Origin of the sequence: Candidatus Pantoea rara (genome assembly GCF_051136265.1) — a bacterium.
GTDB classification, from domain to species: Bacteria; Pseudomonadota; Gammaproteobacteria; order Enterobacterales; family Enterobacteriaceae; genus Pantoea; species Pantoea rara.
Genome location: NZ_CP194942.1, coordinates 483,054 through 497,354, shown reverse-complemented (window position 1 = coordinate 497,354; position 14,301 = coordinate 483,054). Strand labels below are relative to the sequence as shown.

Below are 14,301 nucleotides of genomic sequence, written 5' to 3'. Positions count from 1 at the left end.
GGCTGGCGTTACATCATCACCACGTCGAACTGCTCCTGAGTGTAGAGCGCTTCGACATGAACTTTAACCTGTTTGCCGACAAAGATTTCCACTTCAGCCAGTGCATGAGACTCGTCGGTTTTTAACGCCTCACCGACTGTCGGTGAAACATAGACCAGAAAACGGTCAGAATCATAGGCGTGGTGAACCCGGACAATCTCGCGCATGATTTCATAGCAGACTGTTTCAACCGTTTTCAGCGTGCCGCGCCCTTTGCAGACCGGGCAATCCTGGCACAGTACGTGCTCAATGCTTTCACGGGTACGCTTACGCGTCATCTCCACCAGACCCAGCGCCGAGAAACCATTAATACCGGTTTTGACCCGATCTTTACTGAGCGCACTTTCCAGCGAATGCAGTACACGACGCCGATGGTCTTCATTGCTCATGTCAATGAAGTCGATAATAATGATGCCCCCCAGATTACGCAGTCGCAGCTGACGCGCGATCGCCTGAGTGGCCTCAACATTGGTATTAAAGATCGTTTCATCCAGATTACGATGGCCGACAAATGCACCGGTGTTGATATCAATGGTCGTCATCGCTTCGGTCTGGTCGATGATCAGATATCCGCCTGACTTTAGTTCAACTTTGCGATCCAGCGAACGCTGAATCTCGTTTTCGACGTCAAACAGGTCGAAAATAGGCTGTTTACCGTTGTAGAGCTCCAGCTTATCGGCCATCTCCGGGATATATTCACCGGTAAATTCCACCAGCATGTCGCAGGTCAGACGCGAGTCGACCCGGATGCGATCCAGCGCGGCACCTGCAAAATCACGCAGAATACGCTGGGCCAGTGCCAGCTCGCCGTAGAGCAGGCAGCGGGTCTGGTTGCGCTTTTTACGCTCGCTGACTTTGGTCCAGAGACGTTTGAGAAAAGCGGCGTCCTGCGCCAGCTCCTCTTCTCCAATTCCCTCTGCGGCGGTGCGGATGATAAAGCCGCCGAGGTCGTCGCAATAGTCAGCCACCACGGCTTTAAGCCGATCGCGCTCTTTCTCACTCTCAATACGCTGAGAAACACCGACATGCGATGCGCCCGGCATAAAGACCAGGTAACGCGAAGGCAGGGTAATGTCTGTGGTCAGCCGGGCACCTTTAGTGCCCAGCGGATCTTTGACAACCTGAACGACCAGATCCTGTCCCTGACGCACCAGCTCAGCGATATCACGCACGATGAAGTTTTTCTTTTCGTCACCCGCCACACATTCAGTATGCGGCATGATGTCAGAGGCGTGCAGAAAGGCTGCTTTTTCCAGACCGATATCGACAAAGGCGGCCTGCATGCCGGGCAGAACACGACTTACGCGTCCTTTGTAAATATTGCCAACAATACCGCGCCGCGCTTCACGCTCAATATGTATTTCCTGAAGGATGCCGCCGTCGATATAGGCAACACGTGTTTCAGAAGGCGTGACATTAACCAGTAATTCAGCCGTCATGTTGACCTCTTACAGCACGCAGTGACTGGAAATGGCTGATCAGCTCCGCTGTCTCAACCAGAGGTAATCCGACCACTGCATGGTAGCTTCCATTAATTTTGCGGACAAAGTTTCCTCCCCTGCCCTGAATACCGTATGCACCCGCTTTATCCATCGGTTCGCCGGTAGCGATATAGTCGTCGATGTCGGTCTGAGTTAAGGTGCGGAATGTCACATCAGTGGTCACGACGCAATCCAGCGCCTGCTGGCTGTCCGCCAGCGCCACCGCCGTCATCACCTGATGCGTATGACCGGAAAGTTTACGCAGCATCGCGTGGGCGTGGGCGTTATCACGCGGTTTTTCCAGCACTTCGCCATTCAGCACCACAATGGTATCCGCGCCCAGCACCGGCAGATCCTGCGCGGCCAGTCTGACACCCGCCTGCGCTTTGTCATTCGCCAGACGGCGGACATAGTTCTCCGCCGCTTCATTTGGCTGACGTTGCTCTTCCACGTCAGTCACGATGCGCTCAAAGGTCAGGCCAAGTTGAGTTAACAGCTCACGACGACGCGGTGAACCGGAAGCAAGATAGAGGGTTACCATAAATTTCCTTATTGAACAGCGAACTGACGACGAATTTTTCTCATTAATAAGAATAGCCAGGGCCAGAGAATACCGTCGACGACACTGCTCCAGAAAATTTCAGGTCGGAAAGAAACATTGATTACCAGGAATTCTGCCCAGAAGACAATCACATCCATCGCCAGTGACAGCACCATAACCATTAACGCTTGCTGCCACAACGCTAAGTTGCGGAATAACTGGAACTTAAAGGCAATCAGGTAGGCGATAATACTGAGCGCCAGCGCACGTACACCGAGTGTGGACCCGGCGATCAGATCCATGATGGCACCCAGGACGAATCCGGTACCGACATTCACCCGATGTGGCAGTGCGAGCACCCAATAGATGAGGATCAACAGCAGCCATGAGGGCCGGAACATATAAATTTCTTCCGGCCAGGGCATGATCTGCAGGACTAACGCAACCAGGAAAGAGAGCCAGATGACCCAACGTCCCTGGCTACGATATCGACTCAAGGCTGGCCCCCGCGTGAACGCGAGGTGCTGCTCTGTCCGCTGCTGCTACTGGCTGACGGCGCAGGGGGTCCCATCTGAGCGGCAGGCGCTGGCGGGCCCATTTCACCGGCAGGCGGTAAGACCTGCGGCATCATTTGCATCAGACGCTCATTCGCGACGCGATGAACTTCATCCTGCGGCAGTGGCATATCGCCATTACGATCGGCCCCCCACAGCAACAGCAGGTAACGCAGACGCTGCAGACCAGCGGTAGGATGCGCCTGAATCACCGTATAAGCACGCTGAGTATCCACTTTCACAGAGGAGACCACGCCCACCGGATAACCTTCAGGGAAACGCCCTCCAATACCAGAAGTCACCAGCACATCGCCGACACGAATGTCTGTATTACCCGGCAGATGCTCAAGCTGGAGATCTTCAGTACAGCCGTTACCGGCGGCAATCACACGAATGTCATTACGCAGCACCTGAATCGGCAGGGCATGAGAGGCATCACAGATTAGCAGAACGCGGCTGGTGAGTTGCCCGACGGCGATGACCTGACCCACTACGCCCTTATCACTGATGACCGGCTGACCTTCATAGACACCGTTAACGCTGCCCTTGTCGATCACAACCTGGTCGGTATAAGGATCGGTGCCGGTGGAGATCACCTGTGTCACCATCTTTTGCTCATCCTGACGCAGCGGTGAACCCAGCAGTTCACGCAGACGTGCGTTTTCCTGCTTATATTGCCCCAGCATTAGCAGGTTACTGTTTTTCAGGAAGAGTTCACGACGTAACGCTTTGTTTTCCTGCTCCAGTTGCTGACGTGATGCCAGCGACTCAGACACGCCATCCAGCAGCTGACGTGGCCCATTGGCCAGGAAGTAAAACGGACTGACCGACGTATCCAGATAGTTGCGTATTTGGGTAAAAGAACCCACACGACTGTCGGCAATAATGATGGCAATCGCCACAATGACCGCCAAAAAAAGACGCAACTGCAGGGAAGGCCCCCTGCTAAAAATCGGCTTCATATAATCTGCGTGATCCTCGACAACAGGAGAGGAAGCGACGGCAAAAACCGTGCTTCCCTGGGCTGAACGCACTGTACCGGCACAGATATCGCCGGTTCACATGCCGCTCCCTCGCATGATCATTGCGTTCTCAGCCGGTTGAGGCAATTATTCTTCGCTGAACAAATCGCCGCCATGCATGTCGATCATTTCCAGCGCCTTGCCGCCACCGCGAGCCACACAGGTCAGCGGATCTTCAGCAACCACAACAGGAATACCTGTCTCTTCCATCAGCAGGCGATCCAGGTTGCGCAGTAACGCACCACCACCGGTCAGCACCATGCCGCGCTCTGAGATATCAGAAGCCAGCTCTGGCGGACACTGCTCAAGGGCAACCATCACCGCGCTAACGATGCCGGTTAACGGCTCCTGCAGCGCTTCGAGAATTTCGTTGGAATTCAGCGTGAAGCCACGCGGTACACCTTCGGCCAGATTACGGCCACGGACTTCAATTTCACGGACTTCGTCACCCGGATAGGCTGAACCGATCTCATGCTTGATACGTTCTGCGGTCGCTTCGCCGATCAGTGAACCGTAGTTACGACGCACATAATTAATGATAGCTTCATCGAAGCGATCGCCACCAATACGTACAGATGAAGAGTAGACCACACCGTTAAGGGAGATCACGGCCACTTCTGTGGTACCGCCACCGATATCGACGACCATAGAACCGGTCGCTTCAGAAACAGGCAGACCTGCACCAATGGCTGCAGCCATAGGCTCTTCAATCAGGAAGACTTCACGCGCACCTGCGCCCTGAGCGGATTCACGAATTGCACGGCGCTCTACCTGCGTGGCACCGACCGGTACGCAGACCAGCACGCGTGGGCTGGGACGCATAAAGCTGTTGCTGTGAACCTGCTTAATGAAGTGTTGCAGCATCTTTTCGGTTACGAAAAAGTCAGCGATAACGCCATCTTTCATCGGACGGATAGCTGCAATGTTGCCTGGCGTACGGCCAAGCATCTGTTTGGCGTCATGACCCACGGCCGCGACACTTTTCGGCGAACCTGCACGGTCCTGACGAATAGCCACCACGGAAGGCTCGTTCAGCACGATGCCCTGTCCTTTTACGTAAATCAGGGTATTCGCGGTACCCAGGTCAATGGACAAGTCGTTGGAAAACATGCCACGAAATTTTTTAAACATCTAAGGGATAATCCTGCAAGCTGGGGGCGGAAAATAAAATCCGCTTACTTTACCAACCACACGAAGCTGCCACAAGGCGCAAAAACGTTCTGCTTCGGTGAAAAAAGAGGCCTGATTGCGTTTAAGTCATCTGAACCAGCGATCCACAACGGCAGAATGGCGACCAGACGCCATCAGCACTGCATTTCAGGCGATTTCCCTTCGTCCTGCCCGACATAAAATCTAACATTTCCGGCAGCAGTGTCAGGGGTACAGATGCGGCTAAACATTAAAAAAAACCGCAAATTTCTGTCAGTCCGACGTCAATTCATTAAATACGGTAACGTTGAGAATACTTCTTCACGCTACTGTTAACCGGAAGCGAAGGCGCAAAAAAGTCGCCCTGCCCGCCTGCAACACCCAGCGCGACTAATGTCTGCCACTCCGCTTTTGTGCGTACTCCGGTAGCAAACACCTGAATGCCTGTACACTTACAGACTTCCAGCAGACTCTGCACGAAAAGCTTATTTTCAGTCCGGCGCTCAATGTTGCGCACCAGACCGGCATCAAGTTTGATCAGTTCCAGCGGTAGCTGTCGTATATAGGCGCTGCTGACCACGGTCAGACCTGCCTGATTTACCGCCACCCGGCAGCCAAACGCTTTAAGTGCGCGGAATACTGGCGCTAAACGGTTGATGTGTTGACAAACATCTGCCTCGGCAAGTTCAAATAAAAATCGTTTTCTTTGTGATTTAGGGCACTGCAGCAACATGTTCTGCAGCCAGAGTACAAATGAACGGTGCAGCAGCGAGTTTATCGTCACCGGGATTACCAGCGTCTCTTCAGGCCAGAGTTCAGAGAGTGCCGCGATGCGAGTCATGAGCTGGCGGTCCCAGGCATCGGCCATACCGAGCTGCTGAACCAGCGGCATATATTCAGCAGCGAGCACTTCTTTATCGCCATCGAAGATGCGGGTCAGCATCACCCGATGCTGAACTTTACCTTCAATATTAACAGCAGGTTTATGGTAGAGCCGTGGACCGCCCCGGCTAAGCGTGTTCTCAAGCAGGGTTCGCCAGCGCACACTTCCCCGTCCGGCATCCTGAGGATTTCCGGCACCATTGGTCCAGTTGTTGCCACCCAGCAGTGCAGCACGTCGCGTGGCCATTTCGGCATTTTCCATCACCTGCGGTACGGTCTGTCCGCTGTGCCAGGCACTGATACCGATATGGATCAGATCATCGCGATTCACCATGCGCATCGGCGGCAGAGAATCGACGGCATTAATCAGCTGATCGGCGATGCTGTTAGCCTCTTTGAGGCTGCGATGCGGCAGCAACACAGTAAAATCACTACGGAAATAGCGTGCCAGCAAGGCGCCGGGATAGCGCAGCACAAAGGTGGAGAGCATGTTGACGAAATTAAACAGGTATTCCTCCACCAGCCCTGGCTCCAGCGAATCCTTCAGCGTGTCCAGATCGGGCAGGCGCACCATCATCACCACACCGTGAGTGCCGACATCCTCCTGATCCTCCAGCAGGGTGGCGAGTTGGTTATCAAAGAAGAGCCGGTTATTAAGTCCGGTGCGGCCATCCTGCGCGGCAAAGGTACGGATCAGCGTGTCGATACGCAGACGCTGTTCGCCCGCTTCCTGCAAATCCGACAGCAGGACATCCATCGCGCGGCTCGCCCTGGGTGGCCACTCATCCACACCTCGTTTCGGTACGACCCCGCGCTCACCGTTGATGATCGCCTCTGCCCGCACTTCAAGATGCTCCATGCCACGCCATTGACGACTGAGCCAGCGATGCATCATCAGCAGCACCAGACTCATCACCAGCATGACGGTAAAGAGGATACCCAGCGTGTAGGTTCCGGTGATAGAACGCAGCCAGGTTTTGGCAGGATCAAGAGTGACGACCCGCAGCTGCAAACCCGTCTGATGCATCAAAGGCACATCGACCTGGAGAAAACGATTGGGCTCGTCTTCCAGCATCTGATTTTCGTGTCGGGAAAGTGTGAGAAACGTTTGTTTGCCGTTGTGAAGGGAAATCTGCTCGGCATTCATTATCGGCATCATGCGTGTGAGCCAATTATGCAGCTCTGCCGGCGTCTCGGTAAACATCGCCTGATCGACCTCAGTCGCCAGCACCTGCGCCCGATGTTCAACCCGCTGATGACTGAACCAGAAAATACTGAATGCGCAGCCAGCCAGCATTAATGACATTGCCAGCAAGCTTAAAAAGGTAATAAACGCAGATAATTTTGTGGTTAATCGCATCCCTGTGCCTGTATTACTGCGGTGATAACCGGATCACCCAACCTTGTACCGTCAGCCTGACGAAAACGCGAGCAAAATAGCATAATTTGCCGCTGCCGACAGTGCCCGGACGCATGAAGCCGAAGTATATCCCTGAGATATCATCACTGACGTTGATCGCGGTACTTTTCGGTGCATTCTCATCGCACCGGTCAGCCAGGAAATTTCACATTTTCACAGCGAAACTGGCTGATATCAGCGATAGTCATCATGCTGGATGATGACATCCTGTCTGGAGAAGCCCAATGAAACGCATACCCCATCTGACTGAAGCCGACGTAACGCCGGAAAGCATCTTTAATATGAAGCGCCGCCAGGTGCTAAAAACGCTGGGACTGAGCGCTGCGGCGATGGGTATGCCGGGCGTGGCGAATGCCGATATTCTCAGCTGGTTCAAAGGCAATGACCGTCCACCTGCGCCAGCAGGCCGGGCGCTGGACTTTACCAAACCAGCGCAGTATCAGGCTGATCTGACCTTAACGCCTGCGGATAAAGTCTCAGGCTATAACAACTTCTATGAGTTCGGCCTGGATAAGGCTGATCCAGCGGCTAATGCAGGTACGCTTAAAACTGAACCCTGGAAACTGACCATTGATGGCGAAGTAGCTAAGCCCGTAACGCTGGATATGGATGACATCTTTAAACGGTTTGCCATGGAGCAGCGGATCTATCGCATGCGCTGCGTGGAAGCCTGGTCGATGGTGGTGCCCTGGATAGGCTTTGAGCTGAATAAGCTTCTTTCGCTGGCGGAACCCACCAGCAAAGCGCGCTTTGTTGCCTTCCAGACGCTGTACGACCCGGAGCAGATGCCCGGCCAGAAAGATCGCTTTATTGGCGGCGGACTCAACTATCCCTATGTAGAAGGTCTGCGGATGGATGAAGCGATGCACCCGCTGACGATACTCACTACCGGCGTCTATGGCAAAGCGCTGCCGCCGCAGAATGGCGCGCCGATTCGTCTGACGGTGCCGTGGAAGTATGGCTTCAAAGGCATTAAGTCGATTGTCAAAATCACGCTGACCGACAAACAGCCACCAACAACCTGGAACCAGATTGCTGCCGACGAGTATGGCTTTTATGCCAATGTGAATCCGCACGTCAATCACCCACGCTGGTCGCAGGCGACAGAGCGGTTTATTGGCCCCGGCGGCAGTCTGAAGGTCGAGCGTCAGCCGACACTGCTGTTTAACGGCTATGCCGAACAAGTGGCGTCGCTCTACCGTGGCATGGATTTACGGGAGAATTACTAAGTGGTCCGCCTGTCGATAAAACAGATCACATGGCTTAAGGTGATTCTGCATCTGGCGGCCCTGTTGCCGCTGGTTTATCTCGTTCTTGCGGCGATGCAGGGTGGCCTGAGTGCGGATCCGGCAAAAGATATTCAGCATTTTACCGGCCGTATGGCGCTGAAACTGCTGCTGGGGACGCTGCTGGTTTCACCGCTGGCACGTTACGGCAGGCAGCCGCTTCTCATCCGCACCCGCCGTCTGCTTGGCGTCTGGACGTTTGTCTGGGCTTCCATTCATCTGCTGAGCTATTACCTGCTGGAGCTGGGCGCTGACAACCTGCGTCTGCTGGGCAGCGAGCTACTCTCCCGCCCCTATCTGACGCTGGGAATTATCAGCTGGCTGATATTACTGGCCCTGGCAGTAACCTCGTTCCAGCGCGCTCAGCGCAAGCTCGGTAAGCGCTGGCAAACCCTGCACAACGCGGTCTATCTTGTCGCGATTCTGGTACCGATTCACTATATCTGGTCAGTGAAAATCCTGTCACCCCAGCCACTTATCTATGCCCTGCTTGCTGCGATACTGTTAGTGTGGCGTTACAAAAAATTTCTTAAATGGTGGCCCCGCTAGGGCTTGCCCCGTTGTTTTCCTCTGCTGTTTTCTGCTAAAAGATGTGGCCCGCAGGCCACATCCGATCATCTTCGCAGATAAGACCAGTATTTTGCTGCGAAATGACACGAAACGGATATAATGCCCGGCTTTATTGCTCGTCGGGTCTTCTTTTTCACCCTGAAAGGTGACAAATGAAGATTCGCAAGGTATTTTACGCGATGCCTCAATGATTGCGGGAGATGGCAGCACGATGGCGCATAAATTACATATTCTGCTTTTAAACGGGCCCAACCTTAACCTGTTGGGGACACGTGAGCCTGAGAAGTATGGTCATACTACGCTGCGTCAGATTGTGGACGATTTGACACGTCAGGCAGACCAGTTGAATGTGGAGTTGAGCCACCTGCAGACCAATGCTGAATTTCAGCTGATTGATCGCATTCATGAGGCCAAAGGCAATGTGGATTACATCATCATTAATCCTGCCGCGTTTACCCATACCAGTGTTGCACTACGTGATGCCCTGCTGGCGGTAGAAATACCGTTTATCGAGGTTCATCTCTCAAATGTGCATGCCCGCGAGCCCTTCCGCCATCACTCCTATCTTTCTGATGTTTCTGCTGGCGTGATCTGTGGGCTTGGCGCTGACGGCTACACATGGGCTTTACAAACGGCAGTAAAACGCCTGTCTCAATCTCATTAATCAAACTGAGTACGGAACCCCCACTCATGGATATTCGTAAAATTAAAAAACTGATCGAACTGGTTGAAGAGTCTGGCATTTCTGAGCTGGAAATCTCCGAAGGTGAAGAGTCCGTTCGCATCAGCCGCGCACCTGTAAACACAGGTTATCCGATGATGCAGCAGGCTTACGCTGCGCCAGCTCCACAGCCCGCTCTGGCGACAGCTGTTGCCCCTGTAGCAGCGGTTGCCGAAGCGGCGCCGGCTGAGATCAGTGGTCACATCGTGCGTTCACCGATGGTAGGGACCTTCTACCGTACGCCGAGCCCGGATGCGAAAGCCTTTGTGGAAGTCGGCCAGAAAGTGAATGCTGGCGATACATTGTGCATCGTCGAAGCCATGAAAATGATGAACCAGATCGAAGCTGACAAATCAGGCGTGGTGAAAGCTATCCTGGTTGAAAGCGGTCAGCCGGTCGAATTTGACGAGCCACTGGTTATCATCGAGTAACGGGGCAGATCATGCTGGATAAAATTGTTATTGCTAACCGTGGTGAGATCGCACTGCGCATTCTGCGTGCCTGTAAAGAACTGGGCATCAAGACTGTTGCGGTTCACTCAAGCGCGGATCGTGACCTGAAGCACGTGCTGCTGGCAGACGAAACCGTCTGCATCGGACCGGCGCAGTCAGTTAAAAGTTACCTCAACATCCCGGCGCTGATCTCTGCTGCAGAGATTACCGGCGCGGTGGCGATTCACCCAGGCTACGGCTTCCTCTCTGAGAATGCCGATTTTGCTGAGCAGGTTGAACGTTCTGGCTTTATCTTCATCGGCCCGAAAGCAGACACCATTCGCCTGATGGGCGACAAGGTCTCTGCAATCAATGCGATGAAGAAAGCAGGCGTTCCGACCGTACCAGGATCGGACGGTTCACTGACCGATGATATGGAAAAAAACCGTGCTTTTGCTAAGCGCATCGGTTATCCGGTCATCATCAAAGCGTCTGGCGGCGGCGGCGGTCGTGGTATGCGCGTAGTGCGCGGCGACAAAGATCTGGAAGAATCCATCAACATGACGAAAGCGGAAGCCAAAGCGGCTTTCAACAACGACATGGTTTACATGGAGAAGTATCTGGAGAATCCGCGCCACATTGAGATTCAGGTACTCGCTGACGGTCAGGGCAACGCAATCTATCTGGGCGAACGTGACTGCTCCATGCAGCGTCGTCACCAGAAAGTTGTCGAAGAAGCGCCAGGCCCAGGCATCACCGAAGAGCAGCGTCGCTTTATCGGCAATCGCTGCTCCCAGGCCTGTATTGAAATTGGCTATCGCGGCGCAGGTACCTTTGAGTTCCTGTACGAAAACGGTGAGTTCTACTTCATTGAGATGAACACCCGTATTCAGGTAGAACACCCAGTGACCGAGATGATCACCGGTGTGGATCTGATCAAAGAACAGCTGCGCATTGCTGCGGGTCAGCCACTGTCGATCAAACAGGAAGATGTGATCATTCGCGGACATGCGGTTGAGTGCCGTATCAACGCCGAAGATCCGGTGACCTTCCTGCCAAGCCCCGGTAAAATCACTCGTTTCCACGCGCCAGGCGGTTTTGGCGTGCGCTGGGAGTCGCACATTTACTCCGGCTACACCGTGCCGCCTTATTATGATTCCATGATCGGTAAACTGATCACTTATGGCGAATCACGCGACGTGGCTATCGCCCGCATGAAAAATGCGCTGGCGGAACTGATCATCGACGGTATCAAAACCAACGTTGAACTGCAGATGAAGATCATGTCCGACGAAAACTTCCAGCACGGTGGAACTAATATCCACTATCTGGAGAAAAAACTCGGCTTGCACGAGAAGTAATCGCAACGCTGAGTCAGTCAGAGGCCGGTTAATCCGGCCTTTTTCTATTGCCGCTGGCGTTAAGGTTGAATCATGGACGCTCGTTTTATACAGGCTCATAAAGAGGCGCGCTGGTCGCTCTATCTCACCCTGCTCTGGCTCGCTGCCTGGGGTCTTTCTGCCTGGCTGGGTGGCAGTGAAATCGGGCTCACCGGCTTGCCACGCTGGTTTGAACTCTCCTGCCTGTTTGCTCCCTTGTTGTTCATTTTCCTGTGCTGGATGATGGTGCGGGTCATTTTCCGCGACATGCCGCTGGAGGATAAAAGTGAACAGTGAAATTATCCTGCCGTTACTGATTTATCTGGTTGTGATTACCGCGCTGTCGATATTTGCGGTCCGTAAAAGAGGTGAAGGCAGTTTCCTGACTGAATATTTCCTTGGCAGCCGCTCCATGGGCGGGTTTGTGCTGGCGATGACGCTCACTACCACCTATATCAGCGCCAGTTCGTTTATTGGTGGTCCCGGTGCCGCCTACAAATATGGGCTGGGATGGGTATTGCTGGCGATGGTGCAGGTGCCTGCCGTCTGGCTCTCGCTGGGTGTGTTAGGGAAAAAGTTTGCCATTCTGGCGCGTAAACATAATGCGGTGACGCTGAATGACATGCTCTACGCCCGCTATCAGAGCCCGCTGCTGATCTGGCTGGCGAGCCTGAGCCTGCTGATTGCCTTTATTGGTGCCATGACGGTGCAGTTTATTGGCGGTGCGCGGCTGCTCGAAACCGCCGCAGGCATTCCGTATGACACAGGACTGCTGATTTTCGGCGGCACTATCGCGCTCTACACCGCTTTCGGCGGATTCCGTGCCAGCGTACTCAATGACGCAATGCAGGGCATTGTGATGCTGATTGGCACCTTTCTGCTGCTATTCGCGGTGATCCATCAGGCTGGTGGCCTGAGCACGGCGGTGCAAAAACTGCATGACATTGATCCTGCTCTGCTGTCGCCACAGGGACCGGGCGAGATTATTACGCCGACCTTCCTCAGTTCGTTTGTCGTACTGGTCTGCTTTGGGGTGATTGGCTTGCCACATACGGCAGTGCGCTGCATCTCTTACAGAGACAGTAAAGCCGTTCATCGGGCCATCATTCTGGGCACCATCGTGGTAGTGATTCTGATGCTGGGGATGCATCTGGCCGGCGCGCTGGGCCGCGCGATACTGCCGAATCTGACCGTTCCGGATAGTATCATTCCGACCCTGATGATTACTGTTCTGCCGCCGTTAGCGGCCGGGCTCTTCCTGGCGGCTCCAATGGCCGCGATCATGTCGACCATCAATGCCCAACTGTTACAGGCTTCGGCCACGCTGATCAAAGATCTCTATCTGCGAGTCGCTCCGCAACAGCTGGAAAATGAGACGCGGCTGCGGCTGTTATCTGGCACCATTACCTTCGCACTGGGTATTCTGCTGCTGATTGCGGCATGGAATCCGCCCGATATGATTGTCTGGCTTAACCTGCTGGCATTTGGCGGCCTTGAGGCGGTTTTCCTCTGGCCGCTGGTACTGGGCCTCTACTGGGAACGCGCTAATGCCGCAGGCGCCATCACCGGCATGGTGGTGGGTGGAGGCTGCTACGCTTTTATGGCGAGCCTTAACCTGCAGATTCTGGGTTTTCACCCCATCGTGCCCTCACTGCTTTTGAGCCTGCTGGCATTTTTAGTGGGCAACCTGTTTGGACGCGCGCCGCAATCGGTCGACGCGCCGCAACACTGACAGAAAGAGAGACGTTATGCCGTGGATTCAAATCAAAATTAACAGCTCAGGTGCACACGCGGAGACGCTGAGCGATGCGCTGATGGACATCGGTGCGGTTTCAGTGACCTTCCAGGATACCCATGACACGCCGGTATATGAGCCGCTGCCTGGTGAAACGCGCCTGTGGGGCGATACCGATGTCATCGGACTGTTTAATGCAGAAACTGACATGGCCGTTATTACCGCCGAACTGGAACAACATCCGCTGCTGGGCGCTGGTTTTCGTCACCGGATCGAGCAGATCGAAGATAAAGACTGGGAGCGCGAATGGATGGAAAACTTCCACCCGATGCGCTTCGGTGAACGTCTCTGGATCTGTCCAAGCTGGCGTGATGTACCGGATCCTGATGCCGTCAACGTGATGCTCGATCCGGGCCTGGCGTTTGGAACCGGCACCCATCCTACCACCTCACTCTGCCTCACCTGGCTTGATGGGCTGGATCTGAAAGGCAAAACGGTGATCGATTTCGGCTGCGGCTCTGGGATCCTGGCGATCGCCGCGCTTAAACTCGGCGCATCTCAGGCGATCGGCATTGATATCGATCCGCAGGCGATTCAGGCCAGCCGGGATAATGCTGAGCGCAATGGCGTCTCCGATCGCCTGTCCCTCTACCTGCCCCACCAGCAACCCGACAATCTGCAGGCTGATGTGGTGGTCGCTAATATTCTGGCCGGTCCGCTTCGTGAACTGGCCCCTCTGATCAGCGTACTGCCAAAGTCTGGTGGTCACCTGGGCCTCTCCGGTGTGTTAGAGAGCCAGGCGGAGAGCGTCTGCGAAGCGTATGCCAGCGAGTTCACGCTCGACCCGGTGGCAGTTAAAGAGGAGTGGTGCCGGATTACCGGGATTAAATCCTGAATTTAGCGCCTGACTGCCCTTCTGATATCGCTCTCGCCGGTACAAAGTGCCTTCACAGAACATTAAGCCAGCCTGTAGCGTAAGCTGCGGGCTTTCACGATATGAAATGGATGCTTGTATCGTTAATCACGGCATGTGACGTTTTTTATCTGGCTAATCGACGTACTTTTCTGGAAAAACTTTTGTTCACAATTTA

General features: G+C 54.1%; 14 protein-coding genes. 8 read left to right on the top strand and 6 right to left on the bottom strand.

Annotated features, from left to right (window positions below):
- Positions 1–8: 8 nt before the first annotated feature.
- The 6 genes from rng to csrD all read right to left on the bottom strand — a co-directional run bounded on the left by rng (position 9) and on the right by csrD (position 7,028).
- Positions 9–1,478: a ribonuclease G gene (gene rng, locus ACR8BF_RS02420; RefSeq protein WP_098052256.1), complete on the bottom strand. Its 1,470-nt coding sequence runs from the start codon at positions 1,476–1,478 to the stop codon at positions 9–11.
- On the bottom strand, positions 1,468–2,061 hold the full coding sequence (locus ACR8BF_RS02415) for a Maf family protein (protein ID WP_179898678.1): 594 nt from the start codon (positions 2,059–2,061) through the stop codon (positions 1,468–1,470). The genes rng and ACR8BF_RS02415 overlap by 11 nt, the downstream gene beginning before the upstream one ends.
- Before the next feature lie 8 nt (positions 2,062–2,069).
- Positions 2,070–2,558 (bottom strand): rod shape-determining protein MreD, encoded by a 489-nt coding sequence (gene mreD / locus ACR8BF_RS02410; RefSeq protein ID WP_090966267.1) that lies wholly within the window; start codon positions 2,556–2,558, stop codon positions 2,070–2,072.
- A complete protein-coding gene (gene mreC / locus ACR8BF_RS02405) occupies positions 2,555–3,577 on the bottom strand; it encodes a rod shape-determining protein MreC (protein WP_179898679.1) in 1,023 nt (340 codons plus the stop codon). Before mreC ends, mreD begins: the two co-directional genes overlap by 4 nt.
- 147 nt (positions 3,578–3,724) lie before the next feature.
- Positions 3,725–4,768, bottom strand: a complete 1,044-nt coding sequence (gene mreB, locus ACR8BF_RS02400; protein WP_003855260.1) for a rod shape-determining protein MreB — start codon at positions 4,766–4,768, stop codon at positions 3,725–3,727.
- Between the two features lie 310 nt (positions 4,769–5,078).
- Positions 5,079–7,028, bottom strand: a complete 1,950-nt coding sequence (gene csrD, locus ACR8BF_RS02395) for an RNase E specificity factor CsrD (protein ID WP_434745503.1) — start codon at positions 7,026–7,028, stop codon at positions 5,079–5,081.
- A gap of 284 nt (positions 7,029–7,312) precedes the next feature.
- On the opposite strand from csrD, the gene msrP reads away from it, so the two are divergent.
- From msrP to prmA, 8 genes are all read left to right on the top strand, one after another.
- A complete protein-coding gene (msrP, locus tag ACR8BF_RS02390) occupies positions 7,313–8,317 on the top strand; it encodes a protein-methionine-sulfoxide reductase catalytic subunit MsrP (RefSeq protein ID WP_179898681.1) in 1,005 nt (334 codons plus the stop codon).
- Positions 8,318–8,923 carry a protein-methionine-sulfoxide reductase heme-binding subunit MsrQ gene (msrQ, locus tag ACR8BF_RS02385; protein WP_292989215.1) on the top strand — a complete coding sequence of 202 codons (606 nt, stop codon included), beginning with the start codon at positions 8,318–8,320 and terminating at the stop codon, positions 8,921–8,923. It begins immediately after the preceding gene.
- A gap of 232 nt (positions 8,924–9,155) precedes the next feature.
- A complete protein-coding gene (gene aroQ / locus ACR8BF_RS02380; RefSeq protein ID WP_179898700.1) occupies positions 9,156–9,608 on the top strand; it encodes a type II 3-dehydroquinate dehydratase in 453 nt (150 codons plus the stop codon).
- 26 nt (positions 9,609–9,634) lie between these two features.
- Positions 9,635–10,096 carry an acetyl-CoA carboxylase biotin carboxyl carrier protein gene (gene accB, locus ACR8BF_RS02375; protein WP_090966277.1) on the top strand — a complete coding sequence of 154 codons (462 nt, stop codon included), beginning with the start codon at positions 9,635–9,637 and terminating at the stop codon, positions 10,094–10,096.
- A gap of 11 nt (positions 10,097–10,107) precedes the next feature.
- On the top strand, positions 10,108–11,457 hold the full coding sequence (gene accC, locus ACR8BF_RS02370) for an acetyl-CoA carboxylase biotin carboxylase subunit (protein WP_136196658.1): 1,350 nt from the start codon (positions 10,108–10,110) through the stop codon (positions 11,455–11,457).
- A gap of 72 nt (positions 11,458–11,529) precedes the next feature.
- The gene (locus ACR8BF_RS02365) at positions 11,530–11,772 is read left to right on the top strand and encodes a YhdT family protein (RefSeq protein ID WP_179898683.1); all 243 of its coding nucleotides are present in this window, start codon (positions 11,530–11,532) and stop codon (positions 11,770–11,772) included.
- Positions 11,762–13,207 (top strand): sodium/pantothenate symporter, encoded by a 1,446-nt coding sequence (panF, locus tag ACR8BF_RS02360; RefSeq protein ID WP_313701853.1) that lies wholly within the window; start codon positions 11,762–11,764, stop codon positions 13,205–13,207. The genes ACR8BF_RS02365 and panF overlap by 11 nt, the downstream gene beginning before the upstream one ends.
- 16 nt (positions 13,208–13,223) lie before the next feature.
- A complete protein-coding gene (gene prmA, locus ACR8BF_RS02355) occupies positions 13,224–14,105 on the top strand; it encodes a 50S ribosomal protein L11 methyltransferase (RefSeq protein ID WP_434745502.1) in 882 nt (293 codons plus the stop codon).
- Positions 14,106–14,301: the final 196 nt, after the last annotated feature.

Bases quoted from the DNA above. Each gene is read 5' to 3' on its own strand.
- rng (WP_098052256.1), bottom strand. From the start codon at position 1,478: ATGACGGCTGAATTACTGGTTAATGTCACGCCTTCTGAAACACGTGTT.
- ACR8BF_RS02415 (WP_179898678.1), bottom strand. From the start codon at position 2,061: ATGGTAACCCTCTATCTTGCTTCCGGTTCACCGCGTCGTCGTGAGCTG.
- mreC (WP_179898679.1), bottom strand. From the start codon at position 3,577: ATGAAGCCGATTTTTAGCAGGGGGCCTTCCCTGCAGTTGCGTCTTTTT.
- mreB (WP_003855260.1), bottom strand. From the start codon at position 4,768: ATGTTTAAAAAATTTCGTGGCATGTTTTCCAACGACTTGTCCATTGAC.
- csrD (WP_434745503.1), bottom strand. From the start codon at position 7,028: ATGCGATTAACCACAAAATTATCTGCGTTTATTACCTTTTTAAGCTTG.
- msrP (WP_179898681.1), top strand. From the start codon at position 7,313: ATGAAACGCATACCCCATCTGACTGAAGCCGACGTAACGCCGGAAAGC.
- aroQ (WP_179898700.1), top strand. From the start codon at position 9,156: ATGGCGCATAAATTACATATTCTGCTTTTAAACGGGCCCAACCTTAAC.
- accB (WP_090966277.1), top strand. From the start codon at position 9,635: ATGGATATTCGTAAAATTAAAAAACTGATCGAACTGGTTGAAGAGTCT.
- accC (WP_136196658.1), top strand. From the start codon at position 10,108: ATGCTGGATAAAATTGTTATTGCTAACCGTGGTGAGATCGCACTGCGC.
- ACR8BF_RS02365 (WP_179898683.1), top strand. From the start codon at position 11,530: ATGGACGCTCGTTTTATACAGGCTCATAAAGAGGCGCGCTGGTCGCTC.
- prmA (WP_434745502.1), top strand. From the start codon at position 13,224: ATGCCGTGGATTCAAATCAAAATTAACAGCTCAGGTGCACACGCGGAG.